16 protein-coding genes are annotated in these 14793 nt (G+C 58.8%); 8 read left to right on the top strand and 8 right to left on the bottom strand.

Translation table 11 applies throughout. The annotated features are described in order from the left end of the window. Positions 1-156: 156 nt before the first annotated feature. Together AC07VR_RS06765 and phbB are read right to left on the bottom strand one after the other, a co-directional pair. Positions 157-1335, bottom strand: a complete 1179-nt coding sequence (locus AC07VR_RS06765; protein WP_495010785.1) for an acetyl-CoA C-acetyltransferase — start codon at positions 1333-1335, stop codon at positions 157-159. A 64-nt stretch (positions 1336-1399) separates the two neighbouring features. Continuing rightward, positions 1400-2146 carry an acetoacetyl-CoA reductase gene (phbB, locus tag AC07VR_RS06760; RefSeq protein ID WP_494994935.1) on the bottom strand — a complete coding sequence of 249 codons (747 nt, stop codon included), beginning with the start codon at positions 2144-2146 and terminating at the stop codon, positions 1400-1402. Positions 2147-2417: 271 nt separating this feature from the next. Between phbB and AC07VR_RS06755 the strand changes: the two genes are divergently transcribed. Continuing rightward, a complete protein-coding gene (locus tag AC07VR_RS06755; protein WP_495010926.1) occupies positions 2418-3545 on the top strand; it encodes an AraC family transcriptional regulator in 1128 nt (375 codons plus the stop codon). Between the two features lie 26 nt (positions 3546-3571). Here the strand turns inward: AC07VR_RS06755 and AC07VR_RS06750 are convergent, their stop codons facing one another. Further along, positions 3572-6010 carry a DUF3141 domain-containing protein gene (locus AC07VR_RS06750; protein ID WP_495010784.1) on the bottom strand — a complete coding sequence of 813 codons (2439 nt, stop codon included), beginning with the start codon at positions 6008-6010 and terminating at the stop codon, positions 3572-3574. A 252-nt stretch (positions 6011-6262) separates the two neighbouring features. On the opposite strand from AC07VR_RS06750, the gene phaP reads away from it, so the two are divergent. Then, on the top strand, positions 6263-6835 hold the full coding sequence (phaP, locus tag AC07VR_RS06745) for a TIGR01841 family phasin (RefSeq protein WP_494994937.1): 573 nt from the start codon (positions 6263-6265) through the stop codon (positions 6833-6835). A gap of 35 nt (positions 6836-6870) precedes the next feature. On the opposite strand, the gene phaR is transcribed toward phaP, so the two are convergent. The 3 genes from phaR to AC07VR_RS06730 all read right to left on the bottom strand — a co-directional run bounded on the left by phaR (position 6871) and on the right by AC07VR_RS06730 (position 9117). After that, positions 6871-7404 (bottom strand): polyhydroxyalkanoate synthesis repressor PhaR, encoded by a 534-nt coding sequence (gene phaR, locus AC07VR_RS06740; RefSeq protein ID WP_494994938.1) that lies wholly within the window; start codon positions 7402-7404, stop codon positions 6871-6873. 76 nt (positions 7405-7480) lie between these two features. Next, positions 7481-8002, bottom strand: coding sequence for a GNAT family N-acetyltransferase (locus tag AC07VR_RS06735; RefSeq protein ID WP_495010783.1), 522 nt, complete (start codon positions 8000-8002; stop codon positions 7481-7483). 65 nt (positions 8003-8067) lie between these two features. Next, positions 8068-9117, bottom strand: a complete 1050-nt coding sequence (locus AC07VR_RS06730) for a LacI family DNA-binding transcriptional regulator (RefSeq protein ID WP_495010782.1) — start codon at positions 9115-9117, stop codon at positions 8068-8070. A gap of 182 nt (positions 9118-9299) precedes the next feature. Between AC07VR_RS06730 and AC07VR_RS06725 the strand changes: the two genes are divergently transcribed. The 4 genes from AC07VR_RS06725 to AC07VR_RS06710 are packed head-to-tail and all read left to right on the top strand — an operon-like array spanning position 9300 to position 12900. Then, the gene (locus AC07VR_RS06725) at positions 9300-10412 is read left to right on the top strand and encodes a fatty acid desaturase family protein (protein WP_495010781.1); all 1113 of its coding nucleotides are present in this window, start codon (positions 9300-9302) and stop codon (positions 10410-10412) included. Positions 10413-10448: 36 nt separating this feature from the next. Continuing rightward, positions 10449-10769: a MocE family 2Fe-2S type ferredoxin gene (locus AC07VR_RS06720; protein ID WP_495010780.1), complete on the top strand. Its 321-nt coding sequence runs from the start codon at positions 10449-10451 to the stop codon at positions 10767-10769. A gap of 18 nt (positions 10770-10787) precedes the next feature. Continuing rightward, positions 10788-12029 carry an NAD(P)/FAD-dependent oxidoreductase gene (locus AC07VR_RS06715; protein ID WP_495010779.1) on the top strand — a complete coding sequence of 414 codons (1242 nt, stop codon included), beginning with the start codon at positions 10788-10790 and terminating at the stop codon, positions 12027-12029. Position 12030: 1 nt separating this feature from the next. After that, entirely contained in the window at positions 12031-12900 is an 870-nt protein-coding gene (locus tag AC07VR_RS06710) for a sugar phosphate isomerase/epimerase family protein (protein WP_495010778.1), read from the top strand. 33 nt (positions 12901-12933) lie between these two features. Here AC07VR_RS06710 and AC07VR_RS06705 read toward each other — a convergent pair whose 3' ends face one another. Further along, entirely contained in the window at positions 12934-13299 is a 366-nt protein-coding gene (locus AC07VR_RS06705; RefSeq protein ID WP_495010777.1) for a VOC family protein, read from the bottom strand. A 34-nt stretch (positions 13300-13333) separates the two neighbouring features. Further along, positions 13334-13459 carry a hypothetical protein gene (locus AC07VR_RS06700; RefSeq protein WP_495010776.1) on the bottom strand — a complete coding sequence of 42 codons (126 nt, stop codon included), beginning with the start codon at positions 13457-13459 and terminating at the stop codon, positions 13334-13336. Between the two features lie 180 nt (positions 13460-13639). On the opposite strand from AC07VR_RS06700, the gene AC07VR_RS06695 reads away from it, so the two are divergent. Together AC07VR_RS06695 and AC07VR_RS06690 are read left to right on the top strand one after the other, a co-directional pair. Continuing rightward, positions 13640-13912: a DUF4242 domain-containing protein gene (locus tag AC07VR_RS06695; protein WP_495010775.1), complete on the top strand. Its 273-nt coding sequence runs from the start codon at positions 13640-13642 to the stop codon at positions 13910-13912. A gap of 50 nt (positions 13913-13962) precedes the next feature. After that, positions 13963-14775 (top strand): class I SAM-dependent methyltransferase, encoded by an 813-nt coding sequence (locus AC07VR_RS06690; RefSeq protein ID WP_495010774.1) that lies wholly within the window; start codon positions 13963-13965, stop codon positions 14773-14775. Positions 14776-14793: the final 18 nt, after the last annotated feature.

Below are 14793 nucleotides of genomic sequence, written 5' to 3'. Positions count from 1 at the left end.
TCCTTGCCCACACAGATGAGCCGGGCAGAAAAAAAGCCGCGCTATGCCGGACTCCGGCGTAGCGACGGCAGGAATGCGGGCAGCATTGTTTGACGCCAACCTGATGCGCGGAACAAGGGTCCCAAGTCCGCGCATAGGCTACTCAGATGCCGTTGGTTAGCGCTCGATGGCCAGGCCGACGCCTTGACCACCACCGATGCACAAGGTGGCCAACCCCTTCTTGCCGTCGCGGCGGATCAGTTCGTGCACCAGCGACACCAGAATCCGTGCCCCTGACGCGCCGATCGGATGGCCGAGGGCGATCGCGCCGCCGTTGACGTTGACTTTGCTGGTGTCCCAACCCAACTCTTTACCAACCGACAGCGACTGGGCGGCGAAGGCCTCATTGGCTTCGATCAGGTCCAGGTCCTCGACGCTCCAGCCGGCCTTTTGCAGGGTCAGACGTGTAGCCGGGACCGGGCCAATGCCCATGATCGACGGGTCCACACCGGCGCTGGCATAGGCTTTGATCCGTGCCAGCACCGGAAGGCCCAGCGCTTGCGCTTTAGCGGCGCTGGCCAGCATCAGCACGGCAGCACCATCGTTGAGGGTCGAGGAGTTGCCGGCGGTCACGCTGCCGTCTTTCTTGAATGCCGGATTGAGTTTCGCCAAGGCTTGCGCAGTGCTGTCGATACGCGGCTGTTCGTCGGTGTCGAAGACCAGCGGTTCGCCCTTGCGCTGGGGAATCAGGATCGGCGTGATCTCGCTCTTGAAACGCCCGCCCTCAATGGCTGCGGCGGCCTTCTGTTGCGAGGCGGCAGCGAAGGCATCCTGTGCTTCACGAGAGATCTCGTACTTTTGCGCCAGGTTCTCGGCGGTGATACCCATGTGGTAGTCGTTGAAAGCGTCCCACAGGCCATCCTGGATCATGCTGTCTTGCAGTTGCGCATGGCCCATGCGCAGACCGGTGCGCGCTTTGGGCAGAACATAGGGGGCCAGACTCATATTTTCCTGGCCACCAGCGATCACCAGTTCCGCGTCGCCGCAACGGATTGCCTGGACGGCGAGCTGAACGGCCTTGAGGCCGGAGCCGCAGACCTTGTTCAGGGTCAGGGCAGGGGTGGTATGTGGCAAGCCGGCCTTGATGGCTGTCTGGCGTGCCGGGTTTTGTCCTGCGCCGGCAGTGAGTACCTGGCCGAGGATCACTTCATCAATTTGAGCAGCATCGACACCCGTCTGCTCCAGCAGGCGGCGAATCACAGCGGCACCCAGTTCGGTCGCGGGAATTGCGGACAAAGCACCCTGGAAACTGCCGATGGCAGTACGAGTAGCGGCAACGATTACGACTTCGTTCATGCGTGACCTCATTGAAAAGACAAAATTCGTCGAACAGACCGGGGCATAAATGCCCCGGTTGGGGTTACTGCATGTTCATGCCGCCGTTTACCGAGAAGTCGGCACCGGTGCTGTAGGCGGATTCATCGGAGGCCAGCCAGGCCACGATCGAGGCGATCTCTTCGGGTTGGCCAAGGCGACCGACCGGAATGCCGGCAATCATGCCGTCCAGAATGTCTTTGCGGATTGCCGCAGTCATGTCGGTCTGGATGTAGCCTGGGGAGACGGTGTTGACGGTCACGCCCTTGCCGGAAACTTCCCGGGCCAGTGCCATGGTGAAACCATGGATGCCGGCCTTGGCTGCCGAGTAGTTGGTCTGACCGAACTGGCCACGCTGGCCGTTGATCGACGAGATGTTGATGATCCGCCCCCAGCCCTTGGAGAGCATGCCTTCAATGACTTGCTTGGAGGTGTTGAACAAACTGTTCAGGTTGGTCCCGATCACCGCGTTCCAGTCTTCCGGGGTGAGCTTGCGGAAAGACGCGTCACGAGTGATGCCAGCATTGTTGACCAGTACGTCGACTGGCCCGAAGTGTTCCCGCACCATCTCAAAGGCCTTGCGGGTCGATTCCCAATCGGTGATGTCGGTTTCGACGCATTCGAATTGATAGCCAGCTGCAAGCTGTGTTGCCATCCAGTCATCCTTGCGGCTGGAATTGGCACTGCAGCCGACAATGACCTTGAAGCCTTCCTTGTATAGACGTTGGCTGATTGCTGTGCCAATGCCGCCCATGCCACCGGTTACCACTGCAATACGACTACGCGACTCCATACTTCTACTTCCTTATTTTTCGCTGCAGGAGAGAAGATTGTTCGATATCGACGGGCCGGGCGGAAGTGTTTGTAGGTGACTGATTGGTGTCCAACGGTGCCATACGGGCGTTTTGGCCCGCTGGCAAAAAATGAGGAGTACCTGGTACTGGGATCAATACCTGAAACTCAACAGACAGTTAATATTTGTGCAACATAGTTGAAATATGTTCAGCGTAGGTCAATATTGGCTCCGGACAGGATGTTCGGTTCCACAGGTTATTGAGGACGCTATGTATAGAATGAGTTCAGGTTATGCCAGCGTGCTGGCGAATACGCTTTTGGCTCAAGGACTGGATTTTGCCAGTCTGTGCGAGGAGGCTGGACTTGATGTCACGCTCGTGAATAACCCGGGTGAATTCTGCGAGCGAAGCGTTATCTATCGTTTATGGGACCTGGCCGCTCAGGCCTCGGATGATCCGAATATCGGTTTGAAAGCCTACGGGAATTTCCATCCCAGCGTTTTTCAGATCGTGGGCTACACGATGATGTCCAGTTCGAATCTGAAAAGGGCGCTCGAACGTCTGGTTCGTTTCAGCCCGTTGATTGGTACTGGATTCAGCCTTTTCTTTGTCCAGGAGCAGCAGCATTACCGTCTTGCCGCGCTCGATCATCAGCAACGTGGCTCGGTCAAACCCCGGCAATATACGGATGCAGGGCTGGCTTCGCTGCTGGGTTTTTGCCGTTGGCTGGCGGGTGGCAAGTTGCCGCGACCGTTGAGTGTGGAGTTCGCTTATCCCGAACCTGAAGACACGTCGGAGCATCAGCGGCTTTTTGGCTGTCCACTGCGTTTTGGGGCCGCTTATGACAGCATCTTGTTCGATGGTCAGGAGCTTCTGAATCCGTTGAGTATGGCCAACGAGGCGTTGGCCACGCTCCATGACAGTTTTGCCGAGGCTCAGCTGGACCTGTTGTCCGGCAACTCTATTGTCGCCAGGATTCGCGCGCTGATTACCGAGCGCTTGAGCCAGGGGCAAGGCCAAGGGCAATGTGATATGGAATCGATTGCGGCGGCACTGAGCGTCAGCAAGCGAACGCTTCAACGAGGCCTTGAGAAGGATGGCACGCAATTCAAGGATGTCCTGAACGATGTGCGCCGGCAGTTGGCCGACTTTTATTTGCGCCATTCTCATTTCAACATGAAGCATGTGACGTATCTGCTCGGCTTTCATGATCACAGCAGCTTCCATAAGGCATGCACCCGTTGGTTCGGTATGACCCCCGGTCAGTATCGGACCGACGAGTCGTTGTTTGCGGTCGAGGAAGCCGTGCCGGTCCGACTCATGAACCCCGTGGGTCTGCGCCGAGATCAAAAGATCGCAGGCTTCGCCAGCGCTTACGCCGAACGGATACACCGGTAATTCCTTGTGAAGGCTCATTGAGGCGTTCATTCAGGCTTTGGACCTTTTGTCCTTTTGCTCGCCTTGCGCTTTGGAGCTTTAACTTCAATGGCGGGGGCGGGCGTCGGTGTGATCTCCGGCGGCAGCACTGCCGCAAGCGGGGATGGCTCCGCAGGGGGCTCCTTCTGAATGGCATCTGTTTCGCCGGGCGGTTGGGTCAGGCTAAAACCTGGCAGGGGGACTTCGAGTAGCGCGTGCAGTTCACGCCAGAATTTGCCTTCAGCTCCAGTAATTGTCAGCAGTTCGGGCATCAATTGCCCAACGGCTGCGAGGACCTGTTGGCGTGCCTTGGTGTCCGGGAGTAGCAAGGGCAGGCTGCGCAAGCTTTCTTGCGGGTGGGCAAAAACCAGCAGGTTCTGCAATCGGATGGCTTCGCGCAGGGCTGCGGGCTCATTGCTGTAGTCCTGGACCAGCCGATGCACCTGCTGAATCAATTTCTCGATGCTTTCCTTGCCCGCCTTGTCGCTGTCGCGGCCCAGTAAAAACAGAATCCGCACCAAAGCTTCCAAGGGGCCGCCATGGGGCAGCGCATCCTGCAGGCGTTCGATCAGGGCCTGGTCCTGCTGATCAGCATGTGCCTGGAGATTTCGCGCAGGCTCGTTGCTGGTGAGGACACTCAGTGCGCCGTAAATGCCGTAGAAACACAGCTCCTGGGTGGCGTCACGCACATCGCGATAAGTATTCAGGGCGTCTTGTATCTGGTTGGAGAACAGCTCCTGCCAGGCCAGCAAAGGGTTGTCCTGGCGTGCGGGACGACGATCGCTGCTCACTTGGGAAACGCTCCCGGCTACCCACCAAAGTGCCGGATTCAGGCTGCTCCATAGCACTTGCTGCTGATGGAAGGGGTGTGTCCTGCGCATCAGTTCGGCAACGGGCTCGTTGACTATCTGACGTAGCCACGGACGTATGAACCCGTCGTAAAACGTGCTGTTGATGTCAGACGCACGCTCCACCAGAGAGAATTCGCGATCGTCATCACGGGCCGGCTCGACGTCATCATGGATATCGGCGATTCGCCTTGATTCGAAACGCACGTGGTATTGCACGTCACCGCTGCCTGAGGTGGCCGGCAGATCGTCGATCAGCATTTCGTATAGCCCTGCCGGCAGCGCATTGATGGCTTCGACCGCACCGAGCAACCCACGGTGTTCACGCCGCGCCACCTTGCCGGAAACAAAAATGCCCAAATGGCCGATGCTGGCGTGCCGCAGGTAGACGATGGTACGTCCTGCGTCATGCAATGCGAGATCGCTGGGATAGACATCGGCGATCCAGTTCAATGCCTGTTGTGGAGGGGTGATGTTGTCTCCGTAGGAGCAGAACACCACCACCGGTACTTCGATCCGTTTCAGATCAATGCCGGAGCTCTTGCGGCCGAGGCCGCCGGACAACTGGTTACCGATGAAAAGGTCATCGACAATCATTTCGATTTCTTCGCCATTGAGCAGGGTCGGGCTGCCCCACCAGCGTTCGAAGTCGAGAAAGCGTTCAGCCTCGCTATCGACCTGGCTGAACAGCTGATAATACTTGCCCCAATAGGTGTTGGCCGGGTCCAGGTTTTCGAAATTGCTGACCAGCCAGGTACCGTCGAAACGGTCATTGCCCAAGTCGCTGCCCAGGCGAGCCATCCAGCCGCCACCCAGCAGGCCACCGGTATAGCGCATCGGATTGCGTCCATTGACACCGGCCCAGTACGACAAGGGGGCACCATTAATAATGATCAATCCGGGCAATTCCGGTCGTGTTGCCGCCAATCCCATCAAGGCCCAGCCGGCCTGGCAGTTGCCGATTATGATCGGCTTGCTATTGGCCGGGTGAAGGGCGCTGACGACTTCGATGAACCGGGCCTGGGCTTCGACGATATCGGCCAGGGTTTGCCCAGGCTGTGGTGAGTGACTGAAAGAGATGAAATAGGTGGGGTGGCCGGCTCTGAGGCTTTCGCCTAATACCGAATCCTGTTTGAAGCCGCCGATTCCTGAGCCATGGCCGCCGCGCGGGTCGATGATGATCACCGGCTGGCCTTTGCTGTAGATCCTTTGCTCTGGCCCGGGGAGGATTCGCAACAGTGAATAGTTGACCGGGCGCGGGAGATCGGCGCCTGCGATCAGGATTTCATGATCGAACTTGAGCAGCAGCGGATACCCGGCGCGTTCATGGGCCAGCGTATTGTCGCCGCGCTGGCGCAGGGTGTCCCAGAACAGCAGGCTACGTTGAGCGAGGTCGATGAAGTATTCCTGCCAGTCAGAGGGCGTGGGTTGTCTGAGTTCGCCCCGCTTCAGAGGGGCGAGGGTTTTTTCCTGGCGCTGGCGCAAAGCATCAAGGACATTCAGGGTATTGAGGCGCTGCAGATGACTCAGGTGTTCGAACAGGCCGCGTTGAGAGGAGAGTTTGTCATATTGCGATGCAATAATATCTTCCTGTCCCATGGTGATCTCCTGGCTTTATGCATGAGAAGTAGCTTGCCGGCATCTCATCATTAAAGAGAGCTTGGCTGGCCGTTCGCCTTTCAGGAGTCTATAGCGAATAGTGGCGGGAGGTGAAATATTTTTGTGCGGCGCACAAAAAATCATTGCCAAACGAATTTGTGCACTGCAATATCAAGGCTAACGCGATGACCGGCAGGATCGCTATCGCGCCCTCAGGCCCATGTCGGCCTTTCAGAATCAGGAGATTCAAGCATGTCTTTTTTTAACTTGGAAAAATTGCAAGACGCTCAGAAAGCCAACCTAGACCTCCTGCAGCAAATCAGCGGCAAAATCTTCGCCAGCGTTGAACAGCTCACCCAATTGCAGATCAAGACTCTGCAAGCCTCCACCGAGGAGCAGTTCGACGGTTTTCGCAAACTGCTGGCAGTCCGTGATCCACAAGGGTTCGCTGAGCTCCAGGCTTCTTTCATCCAGCCAAATGTGCAAGCCGAACGCTTGGCTGAGTTCAATCGTCAAGTACAAGCGCTGATTGTTGGCACCCAGTCGGAAATCGCCAAACTGACCACGCGTCAGGTCGAGGCGGGCACCAAGCAGGTGCAAGAGTTCGTTGAAGTGATCAGCAAGAATGCGCCGGCTGGCTCCGAGCCTGTTGTGGCTGCATTGAAGTCGTCGCTGGCCAATGCCGGCACCGTATTTGAAAACGCACAGAAAGCTGTAAAACAGGCTGCTGACGTTGCCCAGAGCACTTTCGATGCAGCGACTGCCGCAACTGCCGCAACCGGGAAAGCTGCGCCAGAGGGCAAGGCAACAAGCGGTAACAAGTAAGTCACATTAGAATGGTTACACTGATGGCGATGGGTTTATTCCCCATCGCCATTTTTTTTCGGCCCGCCACCGGCGCCTGGCTTGCCTTGTGGCGTGCCGCCGAACAGACCGAAGAGGTTCTGAGTGTTCATGTAGAGGGCTTTTGACTGCTCGACATACTGGCGCATCAAGTCCTGCATGACCGGCGCTTGCTGGTGCATGAACTCGCCCCAGGCTTCAGAGGACTGAGCGCCGGTCTGGGACTGGATGTCGATGACCGTCTGAATGCTTTTATCCAGGTAGCTGCCGAGAACGCCCTGGTAAGGACCGTAGAACTGGATAATCCCCATGAGCATCTCAATGGAGAAGATCGGTTGACCGCCACTTTCGGCTTCCAGAATGACCTGCAGCAAAATACTGCGGGTCAGATCCTCGCCCGTCTTGGCGTCGACTACCTCGAACGGGATTTTATCGACGACCAACTGGCGTATATCCGCAAGGGTCAAATGACTGCTGGTGTGCGTGTCATACAGACGGCGATTCGGGTATTTCTTGATCAGACGGGTGGTGTTCCGACTGTTATCTGTCATGCGGGGCTACTCACAGCGAGCCTGATAAGCAGCCATCTTATCCTACTCTGGCCACTACCGCGGATCGGTGAAGCACCTAACCGGGCTGGCGGGGCACTTTAAGGTCAGCACTGAACTGAAACTTGAACAGGGTGCACTCATGGCCATCGATCGACAGCGGATGGCGAGTGAACTCACCCTGGGTGAGGGTGGGGATTACCCTGGACCAAAATGACCGTGCAGGCTGATTGGCGTCGATGTGAAAAATCTGCCATTGACCGGGAAATTTGTTGAGCAGCGCAGATACGACAAACTTCCCGACGCCTCGACCTCGATACCCGCGGCTGACAAAAAAATAGCCGATGTTGTACTGAACATCGTCAAAACGGACATCGTCGTCAATCGTCACGAAGCCGGCAATTTCCCCGTCAACCTTGATCAGGAAGGGGTGCGTCGATGGCTTTCTCCAGTAATCGGGTGTTGGCTGGATGTTGAAAAAGCCATGGTTACCGAATTTCAGCGGGAGCCACTCGCTGAAATCGTAGGTGTAGAACTGCATCAGGTTCTCGATGCATTCGAGTTCATCGCGCTGTACGGGGTGCAGTTCTATCGAAAGCATACCGGGAGCTCCTTCTTACAATCCCTGCGTGACGGGCTGAGTTCACGTCCATTGAAAATGCAAAGTCAGTGTCGAGCGTTCTCTGAGGTCACGATCTGCAGCGGAATATGGATCCGATGCCGTATCGGATCGAAGTCCGGCGTGGTCTGCAGCTCGACCAGCAAGTCGACCAGCGCTGTCGCCAGCAATCGCGGCTGGGAATCGATGACCAGACTGATCAATCCCTGATCCAGGGCTTGTCGCGACAGCTCGGTCGACTCCTGCAGGATACAGCACAGCGATGGCCGCTTCGGCAGCTGCGACAGGGCACTGATGATTCCGTCACCGCCCCCTCCGACCACGCACAGACCCCGCAAGTCGTCATGCCGCGCCAGCAGTTCCAGCGTCGCCTCTTCGGTGACGTCACAGTTGTCCAGGTTGATCACCGCTTCGAGTAGCCGCAACCCCGGTGCGCGCTCCGTCAGGTAACTGCGCAGCCCCTCGACTCGCGCCTGATGGCCGAGAAAGCGGTGGCCGCCGAGCAGCACCCCGATGCTGCCTTTGCGTGAACCACAGGTGTGAGCCAGCAGCCAACCCATGGTGCGTCCGACCTCATGATTATCCAGACCGACGTAAGGCTCATCCGCCGCCTCATGGATGTCGGACAGCAGGGCGATCACCGGAACTCCCGCCTCTCTGATCTGAGCGATGGCTGCATTGATCAGCGGGTGAGCGAAGCTGACCACCGCCAGGCCATCGCACTGCACCGCCAGTTGTTCGATCTGGGCAATGATGGCGCTGGGTGTGCGATCGAATACGTATTCGAAATGGCAGCTCAGGTTGGCGCCGGCCTGACGCTGCGCCACCTCGGTGATGGCGGTGGCAACGTTGCCATAGAACGCCTGGGCGGTGCCGAGCAACAGGATGCCGAAACGGTAGGTGGGGCGACGTTCGCGGATCCGCTGGCCGATCAGCCTCGCGGCGAAATAACCGACCGCTTCGGCGGCCAGGAATACCTGCTCGGCGGTGGCCGGGCTGACCGGAGCTCTGGCGTTGAGCACCCGATCCACGGTGGCGACACTTAAACGCGCGTGCTCAGCAACCGTGGCGATGGTGGGGCGTTTATTGTTGTTCATGGCGGCTCCCGGAAGCGCCTTGATAGAAAACTATCAAGCCTTGCTGGGCCTGGATGATAGCTTGATAGGGAATGTATTCAAGGGCTTGAGGGTGATTTGTGCGCTCTCTATATTTTCGCAAGCGATGCCATCGCGCATCCAGGCAAGTGCCTGAAACCATCAAGCTTGCGGAGAACAATAAAATGCCTGAACGAAACGCAGCCTTTGAATACCCCGGCAAACCCGTGCCTCGGGATTATCGATTGACCGGTCCCGAAGCCGCCCGAGCGGCGCAAAAAGGCCTGGTATCGGCAAGCTGGTACCAATCCCCCATTTCTCGTAAACGCATGAAGGAATTGATGCAGCGCCGCGATGGCCCGGCCTTGCTCGATACCGCAATCTGGTTGCTGGCGATGGTCGTGACCGGGTTCGGTGGTTACTGGTTCTGGGGCTCCTGGGCCTGCATTCCGTTCTTCTTCGTCTACGGGCTGCTCTACGGCACGGCGTCCAATGCCCGTTGGCACGAAGCGGGTCACGGTACAGCGTTCAAAACCCGCTGGATGAATGATGCGGTCTACCAGCTGTCGAGCTTCATGTTCATGTTCGAACCCCAAGTCTGGCGCTGGAGCCATGCACGGCACCACACCGACACCGTTATCGTCGGCCGTGATCCGGAGATCGTCGAACCACGTCCGCCAAGCCTGATAAATATGGTGCTGAGCCTGTTCAGAATGCCTTACGCGTTGAAGACGATGGGGTCAGTCTGCCGGCATGCGGTAGGGCGGATGGGTGAAGAAGAGCAGACGTTCATCCCCGAATCCGAGTGGCCCAAGGTGGTGAGGGACGCACGCGTCTGGCTAGCAATTTATGCGTTTACCGTGGGCGCTGCGCTTTATCTGCAGAGCTGGTTGCCGCTGATGTTTATTGGTCTGCCGACCCTCTATGGCGGTTGGCTGTCCTACCTGTTCGGCCTGTCGCAGCATGTCGGCCTGGCTGAGGACGTACTCGATCACCGCAGCAACTGCCGTACGATTTACATGAACCCGGTGCTGCGCTTTATGTACCTCAACATGAACTATCACCTTGAGCATCACATGTATCCGATGGTGCCTTTTCACGCGCTGGCGCAGCTTCACGAGGAGATCCGCCACGACTGCCCGCCGCCTTACACCAGTCTGTTCGAGGCCTTCAAGGAAATCATCCCGACCATCTGGAAGCAGCGCAAAGACCCGACCTATTTCGTCCGTCGCCCTTTGCCACAACGCGCAGCGCCGGCCGCCAACGTCCAGGCAGAACCTGAAGTAACGCCGGCCTGACACCTTCCTGTCTGTACCACTACAAGAGAAAACGCCATGACCGATCAATGGATCGATGTATGTGCCGTGGGCGATATCGACGAAGAAGATGTCATTCGTTTCGACCATGGCCAGCACACCTATGCCGTCTACCGCTCCGCCGACAGCGAGTTTTTCGCCACGGCGGGCCTGTGCACCCACGAATCCATCCACCTGGCCGATGGCCTGGTGATGGAGCACGTCGTCGAGTGCCCCAAGCACAACGGGCGTTTCGACTACCGCTCCGGCAAAGCCCTTGGCGCGCCGGTGTGCGTCAACCTCAAGACCTATCAGGTCCGGGTCGAGGCGGGTCGTGTCCTGCTCGCTATTACGGTTTAACTGCACGGAGTCTGTGCCATGAATCCTGACAACGATCCACTGGTTATCGTGGGTGCCGGGCATGCGGGTGGTCGCGCGGCCTTGACCTTGCGCGGCGAAGGTTATAGCGGTCGCCTGATTCTGATAGGCGATGAGTCCCACCCTCCCTATGAACGTCCGCCGCTGTCCAAGGGACTGTTACAGGGCACGATTGATCTGGCGGGCTGCAGCCTGTGCGATACCGCTCAGCTCGCCGAACTGGACATCGAACACCTGGCCGGCAACCCGGTGAAATGCCTGGATCCGCAGCAGCATCGTCTGCAGTTGGCCGACGGCAGCTGGTTACATTACGCCCGTTTGCTGCTCGCGACTGGGGGGAGGGCGCGGCTGTTGCCCTCAGTGCCCGAGCATCTGCCCAACGTGCTTTATCTGCGTACCCATGACGAAGCCATCGCACTGCGCGCTTCGCTACGACACGGCGCCCGATTGGTGATCATCGGTGGCGGCTTCATCGGACTCGAAGTCGCCGCGACCGCCCGTGCCCTGGGTTGCACGGTGACTTTGCTCGAAGCCGGGCCGCGCCTGGCGGGCCGCGTCCTGCCGCAGCGCCTGTCCAGTGTCCTGCTGGAACTGCATCGCCGTCAGGGCGTGGATGTCCGACTGAACGTGGCCATCGAAGCGGTGCTGGGCGCCACTCGCGCCGAGGCGGTGCAACTGGTCGACGGCCAGTTGTTGCCCTGCGATCTGGTCGTGGTGGGTATCGGCATGCAACCGAACACCGAGTTGGCCGTGGCTGCCGGGCTTGAGGTCGGTCAGGGCATTCGCGTCGATGCGCAGTTGCGCACCAGTGCGCCGGACATCTTTGCGGCAGGCGACGTCTGTGAGTTTCGTCTGCACCCGCAAGGGGGGGTCCAGCGTCAGGAAACCTGGCGCAACGCCGAAACCCAGGGCCGTCACGCCGCCCTGAACCTGCTGGGCGGCGAGCAGCCCTACGACGTCATTCCCGGCTTTTGGTCCGATCAGTACGACTGGGGGCTGCAAACCGTGGGCGTAATCGCAAACACCGAACCGACGGCGAGCCGGACAACCCCGGGTGGCGGTTTCCTGTTGTTCTACCTCGATGCCGAACAACGTCTGCTAGGGGCTTGCGGCTGGGGCCAGGGCAATAGCATCGCCAAGGACATCAAGTTGTGCGAACGGCTGATCGCCAACCATAACCCCCTCTCGGCGGTCGCTTTAGCCGATGCCGATGTATCGCTCAAACAACTGCTGAGGAACTGACATGCGCGAATTCCTGGTGTTTCAGTCCTTGTGGGCCATGCAAGATCACCGTGGCCACTGCGATCTTTCCATTGAGGCGCAACTGGAGAAGATCGCCGCCGCCGGTTTCGACGGGATCACCGACCATTTCTGGCTCGCGCCACAGGCTGCACGCCTGAGTGCCGCCGCCAAGGCGCAAGGCCTGCAAATCGAAGGTCAGCTGTTCCCCCGCACCGTGGATGATCTGGCAGCGGCGATCGATGTCGCCTCCCGCTACGGATGCCACCATCTCACGCTACAAGCCGATGTCCGGCCGCGCACGCTGACGCAGGCGATCGAGCTGATTGAAGGCTGGCAGCGTCTGGCCGAGCAGGTGGACTTTCCGATCCTCCTGGAAACCCATCGTTACCGCCTCACCAGTGACCTGTTGTTCACCCTCGACATTCTCGCGCAAATGCCCGACCTCAAGTTGCTGGCCGACTTGTCCCACTATGTCGTGGGCCGCGAACTGCCAGAACCGGCCGCTGCCGAGGACGACGAACAGATCCATACCATCCTGCGTCACAGCTGGGGCTTCCATGGCCGTGTGGCCAGTTGTGAACAGGTCCAGGTCCCCCTGAGTTTCGCCCAGCACCGACCCTGGCTGGAGCGTTTCCTGGGTTGGTGGCGCTATGGGATCGAGGATTGGCTGGCCCGCCCGAACACGCCCGCCAGCCTGTCCTTCACCTGTGAACTCGGCCCGCCACCCTATGCCATCACCGGTGCCGACGGAGGCGACATCACCGATCGCTGGGCCGAAGCGCTGATCCTTAAGGACCTGATGCGCAAGGTCTGGAATGACAGCCTGGCGCAACATCGTCGGATGGAAACCAGTCGTTCGCCAGGGTCGTAGATACCGTCTTACGCCTCACCAGGCATCGCAACGCTAATCCCGGGTGAAAATTTCCAGCAGATGGCCGTCCGGATCATCGAAATACACTCTTCGCCCACCGTCGAGCCGGTTGATTTCGCCCGGGCGCAGCTTGCAGGGATCGGCCCAGTAGGGGAGTTCTCGACTCTGTATACGGGCGAAAACCGGGTCAAAGTCGTCCTCGCCGATCAGGAAGGCATAGTGCTGGGAAGAAAACTCGTCGTTGTCGTAGTAATCGAGCGAGACACCGTTATCGAGCTGGACAATCAGCATCGGACCGAATGGGACAGGGCTGGGCAGGCCCAGGATGTCCACGAGAAATGTCGCAGATTTTTGCTTGTCGCGGCACCAGACGATGGTGTGGTTCAACTGCACGCTCACGTTACGATCCCCCTTGCACGACGGTGCATTCAGGTTAGGCGATATTGGGCTTTCTCACGAGATGTCGCAGTGCTGGCTCATTGCCGAGTTCGACATAGCATTCGCCTTCGGTGATCAGGTGGAAGATCACCATGCGCAGGCTCTGCGACGAAGCGTCCATTGTTGTGCTCCGGTGCTTGCAGGGTCTGTGATTGTGAGCGCCTCGCCGCGCGGCGCAAAACCGCCGGACGATCGGGCAGCCCTGGCCGACGATCGGGCAGGACGCCGACCTGCCCGAGCGCGATAGTTGTCCAACAGGAGCACTGCCGTCCCTGTCATCAATCACAAGGTGGAGGTTGCCATGCCTGAGTTCGTCATCGAGCGCGAAATTCCGGGAGCCGGAACACTGCCAGAACGGGACTTGAAAGCGATCGCACAAAAGTCCTGCAAGGTCCTGCGCGAGATGGGGCCGCAAGTACAGTGGCTGCATAGTTACGTCACGGGCGAGAAAATTTATTGCGTGTATATCGCACCGAACGAGGAACTCGTCAGGGAGCACGCAAGACAAGGCGGTTTTCCTGCCAATAGCGTTTCCCGAGTCACCTCCATCATTGGCCCGACAACGGCGGAGTAATCGCCCTCCAGTACCCTGCCTGCATTCCAGCCCATACAGAGTCAGCTCCCATGAGCACATCCCTTGATTTAAACGCCCTGAAAAACCGTCAGATGATTGCGTGGGCCAGTGGCGACTATGCCGTGATCGGCACAACTTTACAGATCGTCGGGGAGCTGCTGGCGGAGGCCTGCGACCTGCGTTGCGATGAGCTCGTGCTTGATGTAGCGGCCGGCAATGGCAATGCCACACTCGCCGCAGCGCGTCGAGGTTGCAAGGTGACCTCGACCGATTACGTGGCCGCTTTGCTCGAACGTGGCGAGGACCGGGCCAGGGCAGAGAACCTGGAGGTGATCTTTCAGGTGGCCGATGCCGAGGCACTGCCCTTCGAGGACGCGAGCTTCGACGTGGTGCTGTCGACGTTCGGCGTAATGTTCGCGCCCGACCAGCCAAAGGCGGCCTCCGAGCTGGCGCGGGTGTGTCGCCCGGGGGGACGGATCGGTCTTGCCAACTGGACCCCGGAAGGTTTCGTCGGTCAGATGTTCACGACGCTGGGTCGGCATTTTCCACCACCAGCGGGCGCACAACCGCCTTCGTTGTGGGGCTCGGAAGCGCATCTGCATTCGCTTTTCGCTGAGTGCGCTGACAATGTCACCGTGACGCGGCGGATGTTCAACTTCCGCTACCGCTCGGCCGCGCATTTCATTGAGACTTTCCGCGCCTGGTACGGCCCGATCCACAAGGCCTTCGCGGCGCTGTCCGCTGAGGGGGCCATGGCGCTGGAAAGTGACCTGAGGAAATTGCTGGACACGATGAATCGGGCTGGCGAAGCGTCGCTGGTGGTGCCGGGTGAATATCTGGAGGTGGTTATCACGCGGCGTTGAGTCTAGTGGCCTGTGTGG

Source organism: Pseudomonas sp. GW821-FHT02H09 (assembly GCF_059421425.1).
The sequence above is the reverse complement of the archived record's forward strand: the minus strand, read 5'-3'. Positions and strand labels throughout refer to the sequence as shown.